Here is a 17,151-nt window from a genome sequence, read left to right as displayed (position 1 = left end):
CTAATCACTGTTCTACTCAGCATATGCAATAGTAGCTATACTGAGTTTTAATCCATCAATTTCCAGAAGCGGGATAGCACAGGCCTCAAGCGTAGAGCCGGTAGTGACAATGTCGTCAACCAGCAGCACATGCTTGTCTTTTAATTTCTGCGGATTTTTTACGGCGAAAACTTCCTGCATGTTCTCAAAACGTTCAAATCTTGATCGATGGGTTTGTGTTTGTGTGGCGCGTATCCTAATCAGGTTATTTTCTTCTACAGTGCCCTTAAGCTTTTCAGCTAATCCTTCAGCAAAGCATGCGCTTTGGTTGTAACCGCGTTCTTTTAAGCGGCTTTTGTGCAGAGGCACTGGGATAATGTAATCGACCGAAGCAAATGTAGCATTAGCAGCCAGTTGAGAACCGGCTATCCTACCCAGCATATTCCCAATTTGCGACATGCCTTTATATTTAAAATGATGCATAAGGTTTTGCACTTTGCCGCCCTTTGTAAAGTAATATAGCGAATAAGCTGCATTCAGATTAATCTTACCCCAAAATTGACGAGCGACAATATTGTCATTTATCAGATGAAAATTGGTTTGCGGCAAATTGTATTGGCAATCGGTGCAAATCACTTTTTCGTGCGCTACTAACTCATTGCCACACGCCGGGCATAACTGCGGAAACAACAACGACACAAAGTCGGCAACGTAACTGAGATTTAAGGTTATCCTCATCGGTTATGCTCGCTAAGCCAGTGAAACTGCCTTTCGGCCAGTTGAAAATGATGTTTGCTGCGTTTTAATTCCACCTTCAAACTGTCTTCGCCCCTTTTACCAGATAGCTTTATCGTATTGGAATCAGGAAGTTCAAAATGCAGACTAAGTATGGTGTATACTGAACCTTTATATTCCCTTTTAAAATCCATGCGCCGGTTTAGCGTATCAATAAAATAATCAAAATAGCCGCGGCTATACCTCATTTTAAATAGAGAGTCGCCGGTTTTAATGCTGCCTGTTCCATTTTCAAGGATAACATCCTGCCACGCCAGGCTGTCGGCTGTGAAAAGCGCTGGCAATTTGTTGTTGAGTTTAAAACTGGTAACATCGTATAGGCCATTTTTAATCAAAGACTTTGTTTGTGCCGGATGTTCGTCTAAATATTCCTTGTAACTGCTATAAATTTGCATACACAAGGCATAACCAATAAATATCACCTTAAGCACCACCCGGACTATACGCATATATTTTTTTCGGTACGGGAAATTATAATTGTCCGCAGCAGGTGTCGGTTTGTTCAGGATAAAGAAATCAAACAAACGTTTACCGTCACTGGCTAATAAAAACAAGCAGATAAAAACTAATTGCATAGAAAATATCTTAACCGGAATGTCATAACATAGGTTAAGCATCATTACGTTGGTAAAAACAGCTAACGCTGTAACCAAGCCAAGGGTAATTGTACGGCGATATAATAACAGCAAAGCAGCAACTACTTCCATCGCGCCAGAAAATACCTGATAAGGCGTTGAGTAGCCTATAAACTGCCAGGATAGGCGCATGGGCAAATAATCACCCAGCGGCGTTGCCAATTGATGCAAATTGGGAAACTCCATTTGTAATGCATACAGCTTTATGATGCCGTATACTAAAGCTGTCATGATCAGATAGTAGCGTGTAAACACGCATAGCCAGTAATTTAATCGCTCATAGTTTTTTCGCCCCCGGTCGGCCGCCGACCAAATTATGCAACCTGCCAGGGATAGTGTTAAAATGAGCGAAATTTCGGCCCAGTTATAAGACGTGTCGCCGCTACCATTGGGGTATACCAATACCTTGGTAATATGAAAAAGGTGATCATTGCCAAACTTGACTAACCAGGCCCATAATTGGTTGTAATATTTAGGCAAAAATGGTACCGCATCAAACCATGCCCAGGGGGTTATGGTAAGTGTAAAATAAATAAAAAGAAATCTGAAGACGACCTTTCTCCAACGCGGCCATATGACTATCTGTTTTTCGGCAATATCCATTGTGATAAGTAATTGGTGCCTAAATATAAATTTTAAGCTGCTAATTACCTATCAAATAAAGCTTAATTTGCTGTATTAACTGAGTGTTTGCTATTTGCCGTCCTTAATAGCTAACTGTCCGCAGGCTGCGTCAATATCTTTACCCCGGCTGCGGCGTATGTGTGTGTTTACCCCTTGCTTGCGCAAATGATTGGCAAAGGCCTCAACTTTATCCTCGCCGGCATTCAGGTAAGCAGCAAATGCAATAGGGTTATACTCGATGATATTTACCTTACACGGCAGGTGTTTGCAAAAACGAGCCAGTTCATCGGCATCAGCGATGTTATCATTAAAACCATCGAAAATAATATACTCGTAGGTTACCGGGTTCTTGGTTTTGGCGTAGTAGTATTTTAAAGCCTCGGCGAGCGCTTTTAACGAGTTTTGCTCATTGATGGGCATAATGGTATTACGCTTCTCGTCGTTAGCGGCATGTAATGACAGGGCCAGGTTAAACTTTACATTGTCATCGCCTAATTTCTTAATCATTTTGGCAATACCGGCTGTGGACACGGTGATACGCTTGGCAGCCATGTTCAAACCATCCTCTGAAGTAAGCTTTTCAACTGACTCCAAAACGTTTTTATAGTTGAGCAATGGTTCGCCCATGCCCATGTACACGATGTTACTTAGCGGGATACCATAATTTTCGCGCGCCTGTTGGTCAATAAGTACTACCTGGTCGTAAATCTCGTCAGGATTTAGGTTGCGCTTGCGCTCCATATATCCGGTAGCACAAAACTTACAAGTAAGGCTGCAGCCTACCTGGGAAGACACACATGCGGTCATTCGTTCGGGTGTCGGAATTAAAACACCCTCAATTAAATGCTTATCGTGTAAAATGAAAGAATTTTTTATAGTTTTATCAGCGCTAAACTGCGAGTTATTAATTTTAACATTATTAATAACAAATTTGCTGTCGAGTTTGGCACGAAGTTCTTTTGAAAGGTTGCTCATTTCGTCGAACGAAAAGCAAGATTTTTTCCATAGCCAGTCGTAAACCTGCTTTGCCCTGAAGCTTTTTTCATCCATTTGGATAAAATGCTTTTGCAGGTCGGCCAGGCTCAGGCTACGGATATCAATTTTCTCTTTTTCAGCGCTCACGCTGCAAAAATACGAAAATTTAAAAAATCTATCTTTAAAATCATTGAGTTAAAAACAATAACCAAAAGTTAATGTATTAAAGTTAATAGATCGAAAAAAGTGGGTAACCGTTAAGTTAAATCTAATGAAAATTTTTAGAGCCGATTACGTTTTTCCAATTAGTGCCGATCCGATAATAAATGGTTATGTTACCATTGATGATCAGAATAAGATCATCGCGGTATCAGACCAGGTCCCAAAAGGGTTCGAACATGTTCCTGTCGAAAATTTAAGTGGTGTGATAACCCCTGGGTTTGTGAACGCTCATTGTCATGTCGAGCTTTCGCATTTGCACGGCAAAGTACAAAAGGGAGGTGGCCTGGTGCAGTTTATCAAGAACCTGCAGGCAATCAGAAACTCAACTCCTCAGGAAATAGAGGCTGCGGCCATTAAAGCCGATAGTGAGATGTACGAAAACGGAATTGTTGCCGTGGGCGACATTTCCAACAGCGATATTACCATACCTATAAAGGCTAAAAGCAAGATATATTACCACACTTTTGTAGAGACCTTTAGTTTTACTCCTGAAAGGGCACAAACTACTTTTGAAGGGGCGCTGAAGTTGATGGATCAGTTTAAGCCACAGCCTTGTTCCATAACGCCGCATGCGCCATATTCAGTTTCAAAAGAATTGTTTAAACTTCTCAAAAGGTATTGCGACGATCATCCCAACAAAAACGTCATCAGCATACATAACCAGGAAAGTGAGGAGGAGAATAAGTTTTACCGCTATAAGTTAGGCGCGTTTAATGATCTGTATGCCCATTTTGGTATAGATATAAGCTATTTTAAGCCACAGGCGCGTAATTCGCTACAATCTGTTATACCCCTGCTCACCAACAAGCAGGATATTTTGATGGTACATAATACCACAACTAACCTAAAGGATATTTATTTCATTAAGCGCTTTGACCGACGTATAAACTGGTGCTTTTGTCCAAATGCCAACTTATACATCGAAGACGCCTTGCCAAAAATCGACCTCTTTCTTGATCAGGGCTTTAATCTAACTTTGGGTACGGACAGCCTGGCATCAAACAATAAGCTTTGCATTTTGAGCGAAATGAAGGTGCTACAAGATAATTTCGCGTCGCTTAATTTGGAGCGTCTGCTAAAATGGGCTACCCTGAACGGTGCCACCCTGCTGGGAATCGACAAGGAGAAAGGCAGTCTTGATCCCGGCAAAACCCCCGGCCTCAACCTCATAACCGGCCTTGACGATCTGAAAATTACCGCTGAAACAAAAGTTAAAAAATTGGTGTAGCTATACTTTCGAATTTCCTTTATCGTTTTGTCATCTTGAGCGATAGCGAAAGATGTTATCCCCCCTTTGCAAAGCAGTCATGCCCAACAGCGGCAGGGATTTCGCTCATTGGTCGAAATGATAAATAAGGCGAGCTTTTGACTTTTTAATTTCTACTTTTGACTTCAAATGAAGCATCTTGACATTATAGTTAGCGGAAAAGTACAGGGCGTTTTTTACCGGGCGTCAACCAAAGCAGTGGCCGATCAGTTGGGTATTCGCGGTACCGTAAAAAATCAGCCGGATGGCGATGTTTTTATTGAAGCCGAAGGCGAGCCGGCCATGCTGGATATGTTTTTGGAATGGTGCAAAGAGGGCCCTGAAAATGCCGAGGTCATCACCATCGAATCGCATGAGGGCGAATTGAAAAACTATCGTAATTTTGAGGTATTAAAACGCGGATTGTTTAAATAAAACTGTACCGTAGGTTGCTGAAACAAGTTCAGCATGACATCAATTTAATAATTTATCTATTGTCAACAGCTAAAAAATTTGCCGGGCAAACCTTTATTTATGGCTTAAGTACCATTGCCAGCCGGGTGCTTACTTTTTTCCTGACACCGGTTTATACCCGTAACTACGCTACTGCCGCTTATGGTGTGGTCACTACCATGTACAGCTATGTATCCATGACCAACGCCTTGCTAAGCTTTGGCATGGAGACCACTTTTTTCAGGTATCTTAACAAGCATCCCGACAAAAAGCAGAAGGTTTACAACAATGCTTTTGCGTCGGTATTTGTGGTTACAGTGTTGTTTTTGCTGTTTACCTTGCCATTTTTGAAACAAATAGCCGGTTTCATTAATGTAGATCATGCCGAGGCGATGGCTAAAAAAGGGCTTAACACAACTCCGGCATTTGGTACTTCGCAAGCTGATTTTTTACGGTATACTATCCTTTTTATGGCGATAGTTATACTTGATGCCTGGTGTGCCATCCCCTTTGTTAAGTTACGCGCAGATGGACAACCGGGCAGGTACAGTATTATTAAACTGATCAGCGTGTTAGTTTTTGTGGGATTCAACCTGTCTTTTATCTATTTATTACCATTTTGGATCAAACATCAGCTGATTGGCTCGGTATGGATAAGCCACTGGTATGCTAAGGGCTGGATTGGCTATGTATTTATTTCAGAATTAATATCAAGTGCAGTCACGCTATTGTGTTTAATGCCGCAGTTGTTTAAAATCAGATTTGATTTTGACCGGGATATGCTGCTTAATATGTACCGTTATAGCTGGCCCATATTGATAGCTAACCTTTCATATCTGGTAAATGAAAATATGGACAAGGTACTGCTGGGTAAATTACTGCCCGGCGACCCGTTGCTTGATGTGGGAACCTACGGGGCTTGCAGCAAGATAGCGGTATTTCTCAGCATATTCGTCAATGCCTTCAGGTTAGGCGCCGAGCCTTTCTTTTTTAATCACGCAAAGAACAAAAATGCGGGTCAGACTTATGCACGCATTATGGATTTTTTTGTAATTGCCGTTTGCGGAATATTTGTGGCGCTGGTTGCGAATATTGAATTGTTAAAGTATTTTATTAAAGGTAAAGACCACGTGCAAACCTTGCTTTACTGGCAAGGTATCAAAGTTATTCCGCCATTGTTGTTTGGCTATGTGAGTTTAGGTGTGTATATGAATCTTTCCGTATGGTATAAGTTGTCTGATCAAACTAAATATGGCCTATATATATCGGGTATTGGTGCCTTGCTAACTATTGTGCTTAACGTTATTCTGATTCCTCGATATAGTTATATGGCCTCTGCCTGGATATCTTTAACGGCTTATACCGTAATGATGATACTGTCGTACATTTGGGGGCAAAAAAACTACCCGATACCGTACAATCTTAAAAAAAACCTGGGCTATATTTTAGTGTCGATTGTGTTTGTTTATCTATCATTCTATATATTTAAACGCAACATATTTATTGGCAATGCGTTCTTGCTATTATTTGGTGGCGGGGCTTTGTTTTTGGAGTGGAAAAATATTAAAGCAATCTTCAGCAAATAAGTTGCGATGTATCAAATGGACAGAAAGCTAACAGGGGTAATCAAATTTAAACGTTGGGCATGCGCTTTATCAGTAGCCGGCTCTTGTTTGTTGGCTATGCCTGCCCACGCACAAACAACTGCACCTGCTCAGGCCAGCCAAACCAGTATCGATTCGGGCGCCATTCAAAACCTATTTTTTTCCGCGCTGCGCGAAAAGACTGTCGAAAATAACGCACAGGCTGCCGAATTATTTAACAAGATTTTAGTGCTCGATCCGCAAAATGATGCGGCGCTTTATGAACTTGCCAATATTCGCCGGAAAGAGAATAAACTGGCCGAAGCCCAACCACTGCTTGAAAAAGCAGTAGCCGTTAAGCCGGATAATGAGTGGTATTGGGCGTCGTTAGCCGAAATTTACGAGAAGGGTAATAAGATTGATAAACTGAATAATGTATTTTCTCAACTTATCCGCCTAAACCCTGATCGTACAGATTACTACTTTGACAAAGCTAATGCGTTGGTGATACAGGGCCAGTATGATGAGGCTTTGAAAGTTTATGATCAGATTGAACAAATTGCCGGTAACTCAGACGACTTAATATTAGCTCGTCAAAAAATATATCTGAAACAAGGTAAACTGGATAAAGCTGCTGCGGGTTTGGAGCAAATGATTGCGGCTAATTCCAATCAAATCAAATACTATTTGTTGCTGGCCGAGATATATACCAATAACAACGCGAACGATAAAGCTTTTAAGGTGCTGCAGCAGGCTAAAGCTATTGACCCCGATAATGCTTTGGTGCATTTAGGATTGGCTGATGTTTATAAAAGCAAAAAAGATATTGATGCAAGCTTTGCCGAGTTGAAAATTGCCTTTGCCAACCCTAATCTTAATATCGATCAAAAGATCAGGATTATGATGGGCTATTTCCCAAAGTTTTCTGATCCGGGAGCAAAAACGGGCGCTTTAGCCAGTGCGTTGCAACTGAGTAAGATTATTGTCGATACACATCCAAACGAAGCCAAGGCGCAGGCGCTTTATGGGGATATGCTGGTGCAAAGCGAGAAATATACAGAGGCTAAAGCGGTATACAGAAAGTCGGTAGCCTTAAATGGTCAGATTTATGAAACCCGTGATCAGTTGGTGCGCCTTGATCTGGCAGATAATGATCTGGAGGCTGCCATTAGGGACGGCGAGGATGCGCTTACATTTTTTCCGAACCAAAGCTGGATGAACTTTTTTGTGGGTACCGCTTATCTGCAAAAAAAAGAATATAAAAAGGCTGCTACCTATTTAAAAAACGCAGTAGCGCTTGAATTTGAAGATAAAAACCTGCTGTCGCAAGGTTTTTCGCAATTGGGCGATTGTTACCATGCCATGCAAGACAATAAAAGCTCTGACAATGCTTACCAAAAAGCATTGAGTTATATGCCTGATAATAAGTATACGCTGAACAACTATGCCTATTACTTATCTATACGGGGCGAACAGCTGGACAAAGCGGCCGCGATGGCCAAACACGCCAATGAACTGGAAGCCGGGAATGCATCGTTTGAGGATACTTACGCCTGGATATTGTTTAAGCAAAAGGATTATCAAAATGCTAAAGTTTGGATGGAAAAGGCCCAGGCGCATAACAAAAATAAAAGTGCCGTACAAGCCGAACATTATGGCGATATATTGTTTTATTTAGGTGATGCCGACGGGGCAGTACAGTACTGGAAAAAAGCTAAAGAATACGGCGCAAGCTCGCCCGTTTTGGACCGAAAAATAAATGAAAAGAAATATATTGAATAAGGTACTGATAGTTTGCGCGTTGTTGGCCGTGGTAAGTTGCAAGGCCCGCAAAAAAGCAATAACTACAACGGTTACCTCTACCACACCCAAGGTAGACAACGTCACAACTATTGCTACCACGCCTCCTGACATTACTTATGTAAAAAATGAGCTTGCTGCAATTAAAAGTCACCAGGTAACTTTCAATACTTTCTCGGGCAGGGCGTCAACCAAGCTGGATGTTAACGGCAGCTCGAACGATGTGACCATGAATGTGCGTATAGCCCGCGATAAAAAGATCTGGGTTTCTATCACCGCGGTATTGGGTATTGAGGTGGCCCGTGCCCTGATCACGCCGGATAGTATCAAGATCATTAATAAACTACAAGGCGTTTACTTGAAAAAGCCTTTTAGTTACATATATAAATACGCCAGCCGCCAGGTTAATTATAAAACTATCGAATCGTTATTGGTAGGTAATGCTATGCCTGAAACATTGACAGAAAATTCAAACATCAGGGCCGACATGGGTTATGTAACGCTGTCGGGTACTTTGCAGGATCTGGTTTACAACCTTAATATGGGCACCAATTTACGGGTAACGCAATTTAATTTATCAAACCAGGCCGAGCAGCAAGCGCTGTTGGTTACCAACAGTAATTTTATACAGGCCAGCAATAAATTACTGCCTTCACAAATTGATATTTTATCGACCATTCAGAATAAGAAGATACAGGCTAATTTACATTATACCAAAGCCGATTTTGATCTTGAATTAGATTTTCCTTTCAATATTCCGGACAGATATACACCTGCCGATTAAAAAATTAATATTTTTGAACCGGATGAAATTTTTAAAAGTATTATTCTTTTTGATATGCATTTTTGCAGCCGTAGCCGTTCGTGCGCAAAGCAGTACAGAGCTAAAAAAGCAGCGCGACCGTATTAATGACGAGCTCGAGCAATTAAACCGGCAGTTAGACGAGACGCAAAAAAACAAAAAGTCAACGCTCAAACAACTTAATATCCTGAAGGCGCAAATTAGTTTGCGTGAACAAAAAATTACGGTGATAAATGGCGAAGTTCGAAACCTTGACAGCCAGATATCAGAAAATACCAACACCGTGCATAGCTTGCAAAGCCAGCTTGAATTGCTGAAGAAAAAGTATGCCGATATGGTGTTGTTTGCGTACCGTAACAAAAGCGGGTATAATAAATTGATGTTTATTTTCGCAGCTAAAGATTTTAACCAGGCCTATAAACGCTTAAAATACTTGCAGCAATTTGCTACTTATCGTGAACGCCAGGCCGCGTCTATTGAAAGTAAGCAAAAGGATCTTCATATAAAAATAGTAGAGCTCGATAAGACTAAAGAGCAAAAACACACGTTACTTTTAGATCAGGAAAAAGAAAAGGATAACCTGGGTAAAGAGCGAAACGATCAATCAGTAGCTGTGAAAAACCTGACCAGTCAGGAAAAACAACTGCGGAAACAGGCTTTGGCAAAGCAAAACGAAGTTCGAAGAATTACACGTGCCGTTATCAAGGCCCAGATTGAAGAAGCAAGACGGAAAGCAGAGGCTGAAGAAGCAGCACGATTAGCTGCCGAAAAAGCCAGAGCTGCCGCTGCCGGTACAACGGTTACCGCGCCAGCAAAACCGGTAGCTCGTAAAACAAATAGCGAAATATTAAATGCCACACCTGAGGCAGCCAAATTATCTAACGACTTTTTGGGTAACCGTGGCCGCTTACCTTGGCCTGTCGCCAGTGGGGCAATAACTCAGGGTTTTGGTAGCTTTACAACAGATGGTATCCGCAGCGAAAGCACCGGCCTGGATATCCGTACCAACGAAGGTGCAACGGTAAGGGCTGTATTTGACGGCACTGTATCAAAAGTTCAGAATGTATTGGGCTCATGGCTCATCATTATTCGTCATGGCGAGTACCTGACAGCTTACTCTAATCTGAAATCGGCTACTGTCGCTGCCGGGCAAAAAGTAAGCACCAAGCAATCATTAGGTGTCGCAGGTGCCGACGGTGTGACCGGCGATACCATGGTGCACTTTGAATTGTATAAAGCCGGTACGCCTGTCGACCCTAAAATTTGGCTGGCTGACAGGTAAGATAACTTGTAAATAATTAATGCTTATATTTGTAACCTAATTAAGAAGAGAGAGCGTATGTTTAGTTCAGTTTTATTATTCTTTGAATTTACCCCACCCGAAATACTGTTAATCCTGTTCGTAGTATTATTGTTATTTGGTGGCGATAAATTACCTGGTCTGGCACGTGGTTTAGGCAAAGGTATCCGTGATTTCAAAGAAGCCTCAGAGGGGGTGAAGAGAGAGATCAATAACCAGATTGATAATTACGACAAGAAAAAAGAGGAGCCAAAACCTGCGGCTGAAGAAACTCCAAAAATTGCAGAGCATTCTACAGATAACCCTGACGGTACTAAAGAAGAAACTCCTTCAACTACCACAACGCCTGCTGTTACTCCGGTGGCCAATACCGTTCCGGTTGGTCAGTCGCATGCAGCTACTGACAGTGTTGTATTTGATGGTTCGGCAGAAAGTGATCCTGAGTTGTATAAACATTACCGTGGCGAGGTTCCTGCGGAAGGAGCAGCATCAACTCACGTTGCGGAGCCTGAGAAAAAAACGAACGAATAATTAATTATAAACTAATATAAAAGTAAAATATCATGGGATTAGATGGACCTGCAGTTTTTGTCATCCTGATAGTAGTGTTGTTACTATTCGGAGGCAAAAAAATACCTGAACTGATGAAAGGCTTGGGTAAAGGCGTTAAAGAATTTAAGGATGCTTCAAACGGCGCAAACGACGAAGAAAAGCATAACTCATAATTTCTGATCGTTACGATCAGAGCTTGTATTGATAACTTATCTGTTGAAATTAATTTCTATTTCAACAGATAAGTTTTTTATTTTCGGCCCATGACTAAAATTTATTCCTCTTTAAATGAGATAAAGAGCGAGTTACAAAGTAATAAGGTTACCGTTGAAAAACTGGTAAAGGGCTATCTGAGTGCAATCGAAAAAAATGCCCACCTGAATGCCTTTAATGAGGTTTTTGCTGACGAGGCGATACAACGCGCTGTTGAAGTTGATGCCCGCCTTAAAAAAGGTGCAGCCGGTAAACTGGCTGGTATGGTCATTGCCATAAAGGACAATATTTGTTATAAAGGGCATAAGGTTAGTGCATCATCTAAAATACTTTCCAATTTTGAGTCTATCTATTCAGCGACAATAGTTGAGCGTTTGCTGAGTGAAGATGCCATAATTATTGGCCGCTGCAACTGCGATGAGTTTGCCATGGGGGCTGCTAATGAAACCTCGTATTATGGCCCTGTAAAAAATTATGCTGACAATACTAAAGTTTCGGGCGGATCATCAGGTGGCTCAGCAGTAGCTGTGCAAGCCGGGATGTGTCACGCCGCCATTGGTACTGACACAGGCGGCTCGGTGCGGCAGCCGGCTGCTTTTTGCGGTACCGTTGGTTTTAAACCAACGTATGGACGTATCTCGCGTCATGGATTAATCGCGTATGCTTCGTCTTTTGATCAGGCTGGCCCGATAACCAACTCCGTCGAAGACGCAGCCTTATTACTTGAAGTGATGGCGGGTGCGGACGATTATGATAGCACCTCGTCGTCTCAACCTGTACCGACTTATGCCGCTAATCTGCAAAAACCGACCGGAAAGAAAAAAATAGCCTATTTACAGGAATCAATTTCAAGCCCCGGAGTTGATAAAGATCTTAAAAACGTTTTAACCGCCACCATAGATAAATTACGTGCTGACGGCCACACGGTGACCCCTATAGCCTTTGATTATCTGGATTACCTGGTACCGGCGTATTATGTTTTGGTTACTGCTGAGGCATCATCAAACCTGTCGAGGTATGATGGCGTACATTATGGCTACCGCAGCCCGCAGGCTACCGACCTGATGTCAACCTACAAACGTTCTCGTTCTGAAGGTTTTGGTAAGGAAGTAAAACGGCGTATTATGCTGGGTACGTTTGTACTTAGCGCAGGTTATTACGATGCTTATTATGCCAAAGCTCAAAAAGTGCGCCGGTTGATACAGGATAAAACAGCTCAGATATTTGAGGAATACGATTTTATTTTAATGCCAACTGCGCCAGGCCCGGCTTATGATTTGGGTAATGTAGAGGCCGACCCGGTAGTAAGTTACCTGGCAGATATTTTTACGGTGCAGGCATCATTAACCGGAGTACCTGCAATTTCGCTGCCGGTGGGCAATAACGCCGACGGATTACCGTTAGGTTTACAATTGTTAGCCAAACATTTTAACGAACAAGAATTACTTAATTTCTCCAAATATTTCGTGGAGCTTTAATAAATTAATATATTGGTAAAACATTTGGCCGCAAATTACGTATAATGGCTCAACCCTATTAAACTAATAATGAAGAGAATTTTAACTGTTGCTGCCTTCATCTTATCACTGCAAATTGTAAATGCTCATTCGTTAAACGCCGCTGCTGTAAATGCAGGGTCGCTAACCGCTTATTCACCAAAAAGTTTTGGCGATACCAGTTTAGAAATCCCGGTTAGTGCTTATACTAATTCCATCTTTAAGCTGCGATTAGACTCAATTCAGAAGGATATACGTTTGGATTACAACGAGTATGTACAAACTTACATTGACCTTTATACCCGCCACCGCGATGAGATGAGCCATGTAATGGCGCTTTCTAAATATTATTTCCCCATTTATGAGAAGATATTCCGAGAGGCAGGCATTCCAACAGAGATTAAGTATCTGTCAATAGTCGAGTCTAAGTTAGATCCTGCTGCTATTTCGCGTGTAGGTGCAACCGGCCCGTGGCAGTTTATGGCCACCACAGCCAAAATTTATGGCTTAAACATGGATAGCTATATTGACGAACGCCGCGATCCGATACAAGCCAGCTACGCGGCTGCGGCCTACCTCAAAGATGCTTACCAGGAGTTTGGCGACTGGCTGCTGGCTATTGCTTCATACAACTGCGGTAAAAGCAGCGTAGAGCGTGCTATTGAAAAAGCTAACGCTATGGACTTCTGGACTATCCGTCAATATTTACCGCCCGAGACGCGTAACTATGTGCCGGCTTTTATTGCCATGTCATACGTGATGAACTATGGTAAAAAGCATGCTATTATTCCTGATATTCTGAACTTTAATCCTAAAACGGATACTTTGATGGTTGACCGTATGGTTGATCTGGGAAATGTAGCCAAAGCGCTTAATACTAATCTCATGGACCTAAGCATGTTGAACCCGGCTTATAAAAGATTGATTATTAACGGTACAACCACAGCTAAACGTCGTTTGATAATCCCACACGTTGATCAAAAAAACTACCCTGCATTGTACAATGTATTAAATGGTATTAATGACCCGGTACTTTTACAGCCGCTGCCAACCGTAGCTGCTTTATCAGTACCTGTAAAAGCGCCCGCACCTGTTTATGTAGCCAGTGCCGCGCCCGCCAGAGCTAATACTTTGGTTTATACGCCTGCTTCAAAATCAGCAGATGCAGTACCTGAATATTACGTGATTAAACAGGGTGAAACTTTAGAGCAAGTTGCCGCTCACCACGGCTTGAATGTTCGCGATGTAAGAGCCTGGAATAACATTCCTGACGGGCAGTTATCCGCCGGACAAAAAGTGGCTCTGGGCCCGGTTGCAAAGATTGCTAAAGCCGACTAATTGAAAAAAATATATAATAAAAACCGATGGTTGTATAAACAGTCATCGGTTTTTTGTTTTGGTATGTTAAATGATCTGAATTGATTGTTTCACAATTAACCGTCAGGGCATTTTGCTTATCAAGTTTAAAAAGCCTTAACTTTGGATGCTGATTTCATTATAAACCTATGGATAAATCTAACCGTAAACAGGACGCATTAAACTATCATGCCAAGGGTCGCCCGGGCAAAATACAGGTTGTGCCCACTAAGCCCACCAATTCGCAGCGCGACTTGACTATGGCATATTCGCCGGGAGTAGCCGAGCCATGTTTACGCATAGCCCAAAATGTTGACGATGTTTATAAATATACTGCAAAGGGTAACCTGGTTGGCGTGATCAGCAACGGTACGGCTGTTTTAGGCTTAGGTAACATTGGCCCCGAGGCCAGCAAACCGGTAATGGAAGGTAAGGGATTGCTGTTTAAAATTTATGCCGATATTGATGTGTTTGATTTGGAACTGAACGCCAAATCGGTTGATGAATTTGTGACGATTGTGAAAGCCCTGGAGCCAACTTTTGGCGGCATTAACCTGGAAGATATATCAGCGCCAACCTGTTTTGAAATAGAACGCAGGTTAAAGGCCGAAATGAAGATCCCGGTAATGCATGACGACCAGCATGGTACTGCCATTATATCGGGCGCGGCATTACTTAATGCCTGTGAAATTCAAAATAAAAAACTCGAAAAAATAAAGATGGTGGTTAACGGCGCAGGCGCTGCAGCCATCTCTTGTTCAAAAATATATCTGTCCCTGGGCGTTAAAAAAGAAAACCTGGTGATGTTTGACATTAACGGCCTGATCACTCCTGAACGCACTGACCTGGACGAAATGCGTCTGCAATTTGCAACAACGCGCAAAGGAATCACCAGGCTGGCTGATGCGATGAAAGATGCCGATGTTTTTATAGGCCTTTCGGCAGGCAATGTGGTTACGCCGGATATGGTGCGCAGCATGGCTAAAAATCCAATAGTATTTGCCATGGCTAACCCGGAGCCAGAGATAGCTTATGATCTGGCGGTGAATGCGCGCAAGGATCTGATTATAGCTACCGGCCGGTCAGATTTTCCGAACCAGGTAAATAATGTTTTAGGATTCCCCTATATTTTCAGAGGGGCCCTTGACGTCCGCGCAAGCGCCATTAATGAGGAGATGAAACTGGCGGCTGTGCATGCCATTGCCGGTATCGCCAAAAAACCGGTACCAGAAGCGGTGAACCTAGCTTATGACGCCAAGAATTTGAAATTTGGCCGGGAATATATCATCCCCAAACCGATGGATCAGCGATTGATAACCGAAGTTTCATCGGCGGTAGCCAAAGCAGCTATTGAATCGGGAGTTGCCAGGAAAGTGATCACCGATTGGGAAGCTTACGCAGAAGAGCTAAGAGCCCGCGTAGGCGACGATGATAAATTGTTGAGGAACATTACCATCATGGCTAAAAATAGCCCTAAACGTGTTGTTTTTGCCGATGCCGAGAATTATAAGATATTACGTGCTGCGCAGATTGTTAAAGACGAGTGCATTGCTACGCCAATATTATTGGGCGATGTAAACAAGATCAAACAGGTTATTGAAGAAAATCAAATGGAGTTGGGCGAAGTCGAGATCATTGATCCGCATCTTGGTACTAAACGTACCGAAGAATATGCTCAGTTTTATTTTGAAAAGCGTCAGCGCCGCGGTATCACCCTGTTTGAAGCCCGCCAGCTTATGGCCGATTCAAACTATTATGGTGCCTGTATGGTTCAGTTTGGCGAGGCCGATGCCCTTATATCTGGCCTGAGTAAAAATTACGCGGCTACGGTTAAACCGGCATTGCACATTATTGGCACTGAGCCAGGTGTACGCCGCGTAGCGGGTATGTATATGATGATTACACAAAAAGGTCCGGTGTTTTTTGGCGATACTACCGTAAATGTAGATCCGTCGGTCGAAGAGTTGGTAGATATCACTGTACTTATAGAGCGTTCTGTGCGTAAATTCAACATAAGTCCGCGGGTAGCCATACTTTCCTATTCAAACTTCGGTTCAAACGAGGGGCCCATTCCCGAGGGTACACGCGAAGCTGTGCGTATTTTACATGAACGTTATCCTGAAATGATCGTCGATGGCGATATGCAGGCTAACTTTGCTTTGAATGCATCGTTACTGGCCGATAACTTTCCGTTTTCAACATTAAAAGGGCGGGCGGCAAATACCTTGATCTTTCCCAACTTGGAGTCGGGCAATATCGCTTACAAATTATTGCAGGAGATAGGCAATGCCGAAGCTGTTGGGCCTATATTGCTGGGGCTGCGAAAATCAGTACACATATTGCAGTTGGACAGCTCTGTACGGGAGATTGTAAACATGGTGACCATTGCTGTTGTAGACGCCCAGGCGAAAGCAAATAATAATAAATAACATTGCCCGTTTAGCGTTTGTTGATTAGATTTGAGACAATGTTAGTGAGAAAGATTTGTGGACCTTTTACCTTTACTTATAGATAAAACATGTACGCTTATATAGATGGGAAATTAGTTTTTAAAAGCCCGGCTTACGTGGTAATTGATGCTAATGGTGTGGGCTACCACATTAATATTTCTTTAAATACTTATTCTTTATTGGGCGATGCCGAGCGTTGCAAACTTTTTACCTGGCTTCACGTAAAAGAAGATGCGCATACGTTGTATGGGTTTGCTGATGAAAGTGAGCGTAATTTGTTTCTGCATTTAATATCTATATCGGGCATAGGGCCAAATACCGGCCGCATGATGTTATCCTCGCTTGCCCCGGCCGAAATATACGCTGCAATTGTTAACGGCAACGTTTCGGTAATACAAAGAATAAAAGGAATAGGCCCAAAGTCGGCACAAAGAGTGATTTTAGAGCTGCAGGATAAATTGCGTAAAGAGGGTCCCGGAACATCAACAACTACATTGGCGGTTGCGCAAACGGCTAAAGACGAAGCATTGGCTGCACTGATTATGCTGGGCTTTGCGCGTAACGCTGCTGAAAAAGTACTTGACCATGAACTGAACAAAAATGGCCAAAGCTTAACAGTTGAAGCGCTTATAAAATTAGCCTTAAAAAGTTTATAATTACGATGAGATTT

Annotated in this window: 15 protein-coding genes; 12 read left to right on the top strand and 3 right to left on the bottom strand. The window is 42.4% G+C overall.

The features are described from left to right. Positions 1-12 precede the first annotated feature (12 nt). From ACFS5N_RS18765 to rlmN, 3 genes are all read right to left on the bottom strand, one after another. Positions 13-717: a ComF family protein gene (locus ACFS5N_RS18765; protein ID WP_377189394.1), complete on the bottom strand. Its 705-nt coding sequence runs from the start codon at positions 715-717 to the stop codon at positions 13-15. Next, entirely contained in the window at positions 714-2,012 is a 1,299-nt protein-coding gene (locus ACFS5N_RS18760) for a hypothetical protein (protein WP_377189391.1), read from the bottom strand. Before ACFS5N_RS18760 ends, ACFS5N_RS18765 begins: the two co-directional genes overlap by 4 nt. 90 nt (positions 2,013-2,102) lie before the next feature. Then, on the bottom strand, positions 2,103-3,155 hold the full coding sequence (gene rlmN, locus ACFS5N_RS18755) for a 23S rRNA (adenine(2503)-C(2))-methyltransferase RlmN (protein ID WP_377189388.1): 1,053 nt from the start codon (positions 3,153-3,155) through the stop codon (positions 2,103-2,105). Positions 3,156-3,279: 124 nt separating this feature from the next. Here rlmN and ACFS5N_RS18750 point away from each other — a divergent pair, with 124 nt between their 5' ends. From ACFS5N_RS18750 to ruvA, 12 genes are all read left to right on the top strand, one after another. Next, positions 3,280-4,458, top strand: coding sequence for an amidohydrolase family protein (locus tag ACFS5N_RS18750; RefSeq protein WP_377189385.1), 1,179 nt, complete (start codon positions 3,280-3,282; stop codon positions 4,456-4,458). Positions 4,459-4,626: 168 nt separating this feature from the next. Further along, complete coding sequence (locus ACFS5N_RS18745; RefSeq protein WP_377189382.1) at positions 4,627-4,911, top strand: acylphosphatase; 285 nt, start codon at positions 4,627-4,629, stop codon at positions 4,909-4,911. Between the two features lie 59 nt (positions 4,912-4,970). Then, complete coding sequence (locus ACFS5N_RS18740; RefSeq protein WP_377189379.1) at positions 4,971-6,515, top strand: oligosaccharide flippase family protein; 1,545 nt, start codon at positions 4,971-4,973, stop codon at positions 6,513-6,515. 15 nt (positions 6,516-6,530) lie between these two features. After that, positions 6,531-8,294, top strand: a complete 1,764-nt coding sequence (locus tag ACFS5N_RS18735) for a tetratricopeptide repeat protein (protein ID WP_377189376.1) — start codon at positions 6,531-6,533, stop codon at positions 8,292-8,294. Beyond that, positions 8,272-9,096, top strand: coding sequence for a DUF4292 domain-containing protein (locus ACFS5N_RS18730; protein ID WP_377189373.1), 825 nt, complete (start codon positions 8,272-8,274; stop codon positions 9,094-9,096). The genes ACFS5N_RS18735 and ACFS5N_RS18730 overlap by 23 nt, the downstream gene beginning before the upstream one ends. A 22-nt stretch (positions 9,097-9,118) precedes the next feature. Next, a complete protein-coding gene (locus ACFS5N_RS18725) occupies positions 9,119-10,396 on the top strand; it encodes a murein hydrolase activator EnvC family protein (protein ID WP_377189370.1) in 1,278 nt (425 codons plus the stop codon). A gap of 57 nt (positions 10,397-10,453) precedes the next feature. Beyond that, positions 10,454-10,945 carry a twin-arginine translocase TatA/TatE family subunit gene (gene tatA / locus ACFS5N_RS18720; protein ID WP_377189367.1) on the top strand — a complete coding sequence of 164 codons (492 nt, stop codon included), beginning with the start codon at positions 10,454-10,456 and terminating at the stop codon, positions 10,943-10,945. A gap of 32 nt (positions 10,946-10,977) precedes the next feature. Beyond that, complete coding sequence (locus ACFS5N_RS18715; protein ID WP_377189364.1) at positions 10,978-11,139, top strand: Sec-independent protein translocase subunit TatA/TatB; 162 nt, start codon at positions 10,978-10,980, stop codon at positions 11,137-11,139. A gap of 90 nt (positions 11,140-11,229) precedes the next feature. Continuing rightward, positions 11,230-12,657 carry an Asp-tRNA(Asn)/Glu-tRNA(Gln) amidotransferase subunit GatA gene (gene gatA / locus ACFS5N_RS18710; RefSeq protein WP_377189360.1) on the top strand — a complete coding sequence of 476 codons (1,428 nt, stop codon included), beginning with the start codon at positions 11,230-11,232 and terminating at the stop codon, positions 12,655-12,657. Between the two features lie 69 nt (positions 12,658-12,726). Beyond that, on the top strand, positions 12,727-14,013 hold the full coding sequence (locus tag ACFS5N_RS18705) for a lytic transglycosylase domain-containing protein (protein ID WP_377189357.1): 1,287 nt from the start codon (positions 12,727-12,729) through the stop codon (positions 14,011-14,013). 167 nt (positions 14,014-14,180) lie between these two features. Continuing rightward, positions 14,181-16,460 (top strand): NADP-dependent malic enzyme, encoded by a 2,280-nt coding sequence (locus ACFS5N_RS18700; protein WP_377189354.1) that lies wholly within the window; start codon positions 14,181-14,183, stop codon positions 16,458-16,460. Between the two features lie 89 nt (positions 16,461-16,549). Beyond that, positions 16,550-17,137, top strand: coding sequence for a Holliday junction branch migration protein RuvA (ruvA, locus tag ACFS5N_RS18695; protein WP_377189351.1), 588 nt, complete (start codon positions 16,550-16,552; stop codon positions 17,135-17,137). Positions 17,138-17,151: the final 14 nt, after the last annotated feature.

Origin of the sequence: Mucilaginibacter ximonensis, assembly GCF_042686265.1 — a bacterium.
Lineage (GTDB): Bacteria > Bacteroidota > Bacteroidia > Sphingobacteriales > Sphingobacteriaceae > Mucilaginibacter > Mucilaginibacter ximonensis.
Note: the sequence above shows the minus strand (reverse complement) of the source record. Positions and strands in the feature narration are given on the sequence as shown.